This is a genomic window from Chrysiogenia bacterium, assembly GCA_020434085.1.
In the GTDB taxonomy this organism is placed as follows: Bacteria; JAGRBM01; JAGRBM01; order JAGRBM01; family JAGRBM01; genus JAGRBM01.
Genome location: JAGRBM010000329.1, coordinates 1 through 7133, shown reverse-complemented (window position 1 = coordinate 7133; position 7133 = coordinate 1). Strand labels below are relative to the sequence as shown.

6 protein-coding genes are annotated in these 7133 nt (G+C 66.3%); 5 read left to right on the top strand and 1 reads right to left on the bottom strand.

Features of this window, described 5'->3' with window-relative positions; all coding sequences use genetic code 11:
• Positions 1-2577 (top strand): hypothetical protein (locus KDH09_11385; GenBank protein MCB0220290.1); only part of this gene is annotated, 2577 nt, incomplete at its 5' end.
• A 62-nt stretch (positions 2578-2639) separates the two neighbouring features.
• Positions 2640-4478: a DNA mismatch repair endonuclease MutL gene (gene mutL / locus KDH09_11380; GenBank protein ID MCB0220289.1), complete on the top strand. Its 1839-nt coding sequence runs from the start codon at positions 2640-2642 to the stop codon at positions 4476-4478.
• Here the strand turns inward: mutL and KDH09_11375 are convergent.
• Positions 4462-4638, bottom strand: a complete 177-nt coding sequence (locus tag KDH09_11375; GenBank protein MCB0220288.1) for a hypothetical protein — start codon at positions 4636-4638, stop codon at positions 4462-4464. The two genes, mutL and KDH09_11375, sit on opposite strands and share 17 nt — an antisense overlap.
• Here KDH09_11375 and miaA point away from each other — a divergent pair.
• The 3 genes from miaA to pheA all read left to right on the top strand — a co-directional run.
• A complete protein-coding gene (gene miaA, locus KDH09_11370) occupies positions 4637-5587 on the top strand; it encodes a tRNA (adenosine(37)-N6)-dimethylallyltransferase MiaA (protein ID MCB0220287.1) in 951 nt (316 codons plus the stop codon). The genes KDH09_11375 and miaA overlap by 2 nt on opposite strands.
• A gap of 28 nt (positions 5588-5615) precedes the next feature.
• The gene (locus KDH09_11365; protein MCB0220286.1) at positions 5616-6572 is read left to right on the top strand and encodes an acetyl-CoA carboxylase carboxyltransferase subunit alpha; all 957 of its coding nucleotides are present in this window, start codon (positions 5616-5618) and stop codon (positions 6570-6572) included.
• A gap of 96 nt (positions 6573-6668) precedes the next feature.
• Positions 6669-7133 (top strand): chorismate mutase (gene pheA / locus KDH09_11360; protein MCB0220285.1); only part of this gene is annotated, 465 nt, incomplete at its 3' end.

Sequence of the window (7133 nt, the reverse complement as noted above, 5' to 3'; positions counted from 1 at the left end):
GGGGCGGGCGAGCGCGACGATGTGGCGCTGGTCTCCGTGCGCGGCGACGTGGCCGAGTCGAGCGCCAATCTCAATCGCGAGTGGCAGCCGGTCTACCAGATGGATATCGCCGCGGGCGCCGCTCCCTCGATTGCGAACAACGGCGCGGGCGGCGGCGTGAACCTTTCGGTGCCGGCGGCGTCGGCGCAGAGCCCGTACCCCATCGCCTGCGTCGCCGACCTGCCGCACCCTCTAACTATATTTGTGGGTGCCGGCCCAAACCAGCGTGATCCCGACAACCTGATCTCCTATCCGCGCGCCAGCGATCTGGCCGTGACGGTCTTTGACGGCGCCCCGGGCGGCGGCATCACGCACAACCTCTGGGGAGCCGATGCGACCGCCGATACCCCCGACGACGCGCTCTTCCCGGGTGACATCCTGGTGGTGAAGTTCTCGGGCCAGAGCCACCTCTACCACTTCCCGATCACGGGCGTGGATGGGGCGAGCAACAACACCTTCTATATCCGCACCGACCGCTGCGACTTCGTTCCCGGTGGCACGGTGACCGAATTCCGGGTGATTCGCACGGCCAAGCTCATCGACTTTGCGCCGCTCAGCGAGATCCGCAACCCCGGCGAGCGAGACATTCCCCAGGGCCTTCTCTTCTCGTCGGTGCGCACCGCGCGCACCGCCGCGGTGGCCCGCGAGGACTTCAAGGATTTTGCGCTGCTTGATGACGGCGCGGACGTGACCGGGCTCGTGAGCTTCTCGACCGGCGGGCTCAACGACGCCGCGGGCGCGACGCACGTGGGCGCCTTCGATGTGCTCTCCTGCCTGGATGCGACGGTCACCCGCCCGAGCCTTCTGCTGGGCGGCTGCGCCGCACTTACGGCCGAGCAGTCGAACGACCCGACCAGCCCGACGGCATTGCACATGGAGTCACCAAACGGTGCCGGCGCGGTGCTGATGGATGCCACCGCGCGCTTCGCCTACCTGCTGAGTTCGCAGACCGGAGAAATCCTGGTCTTCCGCCGGAGCGTGGGCGGTTCGCCCGACCTGGTGGCCACGCTCTATCCGACCATTGGACTCATCGGGAACGGGGGCTTTGGCATCTCGGAATCCGCGCTTTCGAACCCGATCGGAGAGATCAGTTCCTTCTCCTCGCTTCGGCTGGGCGAGGCCACGCCCGATTCCCGCGTGCTTGCGATCAACCCGCGGGGAAGCGTCACCGTTCTTGAGGAAGTGGTCCTCGGCGGCGAGTACATCGCGCGCTATGACGACACCGATGACATCTCCGGCTTCAGCGCGATCGACTACCCCCTGATTGCCGCACCCGGAACCGGGCAGGCAGGCGTGGTTCTTGACGGCATGGTCGTCGGCGATGCCGGCAGCGGATTCATGGGATCGATCAATGGTTTCGTCCTGCCCGGGCGCGTGGGGCGTGAGTCACTTGCATCGCTCGGCATGATCGACTTCACCGGCCGCGCGCCCATCGATTTCGATCCCGACACCTACCAGATCGACGGCCTTGATACCGGCGGCCGCGCATTTGTCGCCTTCGATTTCGATCCCGGACGCCAGCAGCTCTTCGGAATCCTGCAGACCGGATCGAGCGATGGTTACGAGCTGCGCGCGTGGGATCTGGCGGGCATGGAAGAGGTCGACCTGACCACCGAAGTGCAGGGCGTGTCCTGCCAGAGTTCAGGAGCAGGCGCCAAGCTCAGCTTCACCGCCGCCCAGTCGGGTACCGCGATTCCGACTTCCATGGCGGCGCGCGATGGTGTGGTGCTCATCGGATTCTACAGTGGCGGCCCCTCGCTGGCGGTGGTCGATACCGACAACCTGCTCCCCGGTCAGTTCCTTGCTGGGCTTGGTTGTGACCTCGACATCGAGGACCCGGCCGTGCTCATCCCGCTCGATGCGGGTTCTCCCTCGGACGTGCAGGATGTGGCGATCCAGGGGGACCTGGCCTTTGTGGCGGGTTCCATCGGAAATTCAACGCACGTGCTGACCGCGCTGGACATGGCGCCGCTCTGGCGCGATCGCGGCTGCGGCAGCTTCACCTGCCTGCCGCGCGACCTGCGCGGGCTCCAGCCGGGCTTTAACCCTGAAGCGCTCAGCAATCCGCCGGTCAATCTCGAACTGCACGGCAACCTGCTCTTTGTGAGCACCGAACGCGGCGTGAGCGGCGACGGCATCGAAGTCTTCGACGTGGCGCCCTACAGCTACGGTTTTGCGCCGCCGGCCAGCCCGACGGCGAGCATTTCCTATCACGCACCCGATAAGGTCGCGACCCTGCCCGGCAGCCTCGACGTGGGCGGCTGCGCCGGTCGCATGAGCGTGGGCGGCAACGGACTTTATGTCGCCGACGGGCGCCTTCGCTTTGAGATCGCAGGCGGCGGCCCCTCCGACTGCGATCTCGACTATGTCTGCCCCTCGGGCGATCCGGTGGAGGCGAACCTCTATGTGGTGAACCTGGCAAGCCCCACCTTCAACCGGGCGAGCCCGCCGGATCTGAGCGTGAGCTGCCAGCGCCTTGGCGATCCGGCCAGCGAGATCCGCGACATTATCTTCCTGCCCCCCGATCCGCTTCCCTGATGCGCTTTGCGCGCGTTTGGCGGGCCTTGCCACCGGCGCCGCACCGGGCCTAGGCTGGGCCGATGCCGATCCGCCGTCTCCCAGAATCACTGGTCAACCAGATCGCCGCCGGCGAAGTGGTCGAGCGTCCCGCGGCCGCGCTCAAGGAACTCGTGGAGAATTCCCTGGATGCCGGGGCCACGCGCATCGAGGTGGAACTCGAGCGCGGCGGCAAGGAACTGCTCGTCATCTCCGACAACGGCTGCGGCATTCCCAAAGAAGAAATTCCGGTGGCGCTCGAGCGACATGCCACCAGCAAGATCACCGAGCAGGCCGACCTGCACCGGATTTCCACGCTGGGCTTTCGCGGCGAGGCGCTCCCCAGCATTGCCTCCATCAGCAAGTTTCGCCTGCGAAGTCGCACGGCAGAGGACGAGCACGCCTGGGAGGTGCGCATCGAAGGCGGTGCCATGGGCGAGTTCGAACCGATCAGCGCCCCGGAGGGCACACGCATCGAGGTCGCTTCGCTGTTCTTCAATACGCCGGTGCGCCGCAAGTTTCTAAAGACCGACGCCACGGAGCTTTCCCACTGCCTGGACCTGCTCACCAAGCTCGCACTGGTTCGCCCCAATGTAGGTTTTTTCGTCCGACACAATGGACAGAGCGTGCTCGAAGCGCCGGCAACCAATGAAGCTTCCGAGCGCGTCGTGGCGCTGCTGGGAAAGAAGGCGCGCGGGGAGCTCTTTCCGCTGCTCTGGGAAGGAGAGGCCGCCGGCGACGAAGTGCGCTGGGAGGGACTGGTGGGCTCACCAAACCTGCTCGGCGGCACGACGCGCAGCATTTATCTGTTCGTCGAGGGTCGCCCCATTCGCGACCGCTCCCTGGCGCATGCGGTGCAGAATGCCTACCGCGAGGTCATCGTCGAGCGAAAATACCCGACCGTGATTCTCAATCTTCGGATCAATCCCGAAGCGGTCGACGTAAACATTCACCCGACCAAAACCGAGGTCCGTTTTCGCGCGGCCAGCGCGCTCTACGGCTCGCTCTACAAGGCAATTTCCACCGTGCTCGAAGACGCGCCGTGGGCGCCCCAGCGCTCGATGCGCCCCGTGGAATACGACACCGAGACGGGCGAGGAGATTGCTGCTCGCCAGCACCGCATCGAAGAAACCCAGGGCGGCTATCAGTACAATCGCCGCAGCTCCTCGACCTTCGAGCGCTACATGAGCGGCGGCGGCCCGCGCCCGGTGCCGGTATCCTATGAACAGGCCGGCGGTGCTGCGCTCGCGCAGGAGTGGCCGCAAGCGGGCGCCGAGCCAGAGGCCCGGCCCGGCTTCTTTACGAACCTCGACATCGTCGGCCAGTTTCACAACGAGTTCCTGCTCTGCCAGAGCGAGGGAGCCCTCTACCTCATCGACCAGCACGCCGCCCACGAGCGTATCGCCTATGAGCGCCTGCGCGGCGCCGCGCTGGGAAGCGGCGGCAAGGGTGCGCAGATGCTGCTGGTGCCGGAGCCTGTCGAGCTGGGCGCCTCCGAGGCGGCCGCGTTGCTCGAAGCCAAGGACGATCTCGAGCGCATCGGATTCGAGCTCGAAGACTACGGCACCGGCACCGTGCTGGTGCGCGCGGTGCCCGGCCCGCTGGCGCACCGTCCGGTCAAGGCCCTCCTGGAAGACGCCGCCGCCGAAATGATCGAATACGGCAGAAGCCGCGCCGGCGACCAGGCCATCGAGGACCTGTGCGCGAGAATGGCCTGCCACGGCGCCATTCGCGGTCCCACGGCACTCAGCGAAGACCAGGCCCGCAGCCTGCTCCGTCAGATGGACGAGATCGACTTCGCCGCCCACTGCCCCCACGGTCGCCCGGTGGTCAAGGAATTCACCCGCGCCGAGATCGAGCACCTGTTCAAGCGGACGTTGTGAGCTTGCGCTGAGACGCAACTGCTGTTTTTTCGTCCACGTCCACGTCCACGTCCACGTCCACGGACGCATTCGCGTCTTCTTCTCGTTTACGTGGTCGTCTTTCGTGGACGTGGACGTGGACGTGGACGTGGACGTGGACGGGCCCTACACTCCAGCCCATGAACGCCCCGACCGAACATCGGGGCCCCGCGCTGATTACTCTTGTCGGTCCCACGGCCAGCGGGAAGACCGACATCTCGCTCGCTCTTGCCGAGCGCTTCGGGGCCCACATCATCAACTACGACTCGGTGCAGCTCTACGCGCACCTGGAGATCGGCTCGGCAAAGCCGAGTGCCGACGAACGCGCGCGCGCGCCGCATCACCTCTATGAATACGGCACGCCGGAGTTTGAACCCACAGCCGGCGATTACGCCCGGGCCGCGGGTGAGCTGATCGAGGGGCTGCTCGAAAAGGGCGAGCGGATCATCCTCGTGGGCGGCACAGGACTCTATCTGCGGGCGCTGGTCTACGGGCTGGCCGGGGCGCCGCCCACGGAGCCGGAGATTCGCGCGCAAATTGCCGAACGCTTTGAGGGCGCCAGTCCCGAAGAGATCCACGCTGCGCTGAGTGAAGTAGACCCGCAGGCGGCGGCCCGGCTGGAGATCAACGACCGCCAGCGCATCACCCGGGCGCTTGAAGTCTTCGAGCAGACGGGTCGGGCGCTCAGCGACTGGCAGGCCGAACATGGTTTTGCCGCCCCGCGCCTGGACGTGCGCTGCCTGGGGCTCGACGTCCCGCGCGAGACGCTCTACGAGCGCATCGACGCGCGAAGTGCGAAGATGATTGCGCAGGGGATCATCGGCGAAGTTGAGCGCCTGCTGGCCATGGGCTACAAGGCTGAGGGCCGGGCGCTCTCGAGCATCGGTTACCGGCACGTGCTCGCCCACCTTCGCGGCGAGCTCGATGCAGCGCAGTTGCTTGAAACGCTCGCGCGCGACACACGCCGCTACGCCAAGCGCCAGCTCACCTGGTGGCGCGGCGATCAGAGCGTCACGTGGCTCGATGCGACGCAGGGACCGGCTGCCTTCATCGAAGCGGCCCGGCGGATCTGGGAGGGGGACGGCGCATGAGAGTGCGCCGACCAGAGAGAAAGACTCAATGAACGAAGCACCCACGCGAAAGTATCTGGCATTCGAGATCGAGGTTCGTCCGCTGGACGAAAAACTCGTGGCACTTAAGCCGGGCTCGGCCGAGCATGACGCCGCGCTTACAGAGCGCGACGCCCTTCTGCAGAAGATCAACGACGGGCTCTCCCCGTGGGAGCGGGTGCAGCTCGCGCGCCATCCCGAGCGCCCCTACACCCTCGATTTTATCGAGCGCCTCATCACCGAGTTCGAGCCGCTCCACGGCGACCGGCTCTTCGGTGAGGACCCGGCCATCATTGGCGGGCTGGGGCGCCTTGGCGGCCGCGCCGTCGTCGTACTCGGCCAGCAGAAAGGGCGCACCGCAGAGCAGCGCGCGCACCGCAACTTCGGCATGGCCCGGCCCGAGGGATACCGCAAGGCCCAGCGCCTGATGGAAATGGCGGGGCGTTTCCAGCTCCCCATCGTCACCTTCGTCGATACCCCGGGCGCCTTCCCGGGGCTTGAGGCCGAAGAGCGCGGTCAGGCGCAGGCCATCGCCGAGAGCATCCTGAAGCTCCTCGATACCCCGGTACCTTCTGTTTCTCTGGTGATCGGGGAGGGCGGCTCGGGCGGCGCGCTGGCGCTGGCCTCCACCGACACCGTCCTCATGGCCGAGAACGCGGTTTACAGCGTGATCTCGCCCGAGGGCTGCGCGGCCATCCTCTGGAAAGACGCTGCCCAGGCACCCGAGGCCGCGCGCGCCCTTCGCGGGGACGCGGCCTCGCTCAAGGAGTTCGGAATCGTGGATGAGCTCGTCACCGAGCCCGCTGGCGGTGCCCATCGCGATCCGGGCGCCTTCATGGACAGCGCCGGGGCAGCGATCAGCGCCTGCCTTGATGAGCTGTGCGGTCTCGATCAGAAAGCCCTTCTTACCCGGCGCCGCGCGCGCTATCGTGCCATGACCCAATCGGCCATTACCGAGAAGAATTAAGGCAAAGTCGTGGCGACGAAGAAGAAAACATCGAAGAAGAGCGCTGCCCGCAAGGCTGCGCCTGCGAAGAAGGTGAAGCCCGTGAGCGCCGCCGCACTGGCCAAATTCCGCAAGCGCATCGACGAGATCGACGACGAGATCCTCGTGCTGCTCTCCGAGCGTGCCGAGCAGGCCGCCGCCGTGGGACGCACCAAGGACGGCACCGACTCGCCCATCCACATTCCCGAGCGCGAGCGCCAGATTCTCGACCGCCTGTTTGCGAACAACGCCGGGCCGCTTTCCAACGAAGCGGTCGAGGGCATCTACAAAGAGATCATCTCGGCGTGTCTTTCACTTGAGCGCCCGCTGCGCATCGCGTTCCTTGGGCCGGAGACGACCTTCAGCCACCAGGCCGCGCGCAAGCACTTTGGCACCTGTCCGGAGTTCGCCCCCTGCGAGACCATCGAGGACGTCTTCGGCGCGGTCGAGCGCGGCAACGTCGACTACGGTGTCGTGCCGCTTGAAAATTCGATCGAGGGCTCGGTCAATCCCAGCCTCGACCGGTTCATGGAAACCAGCGCG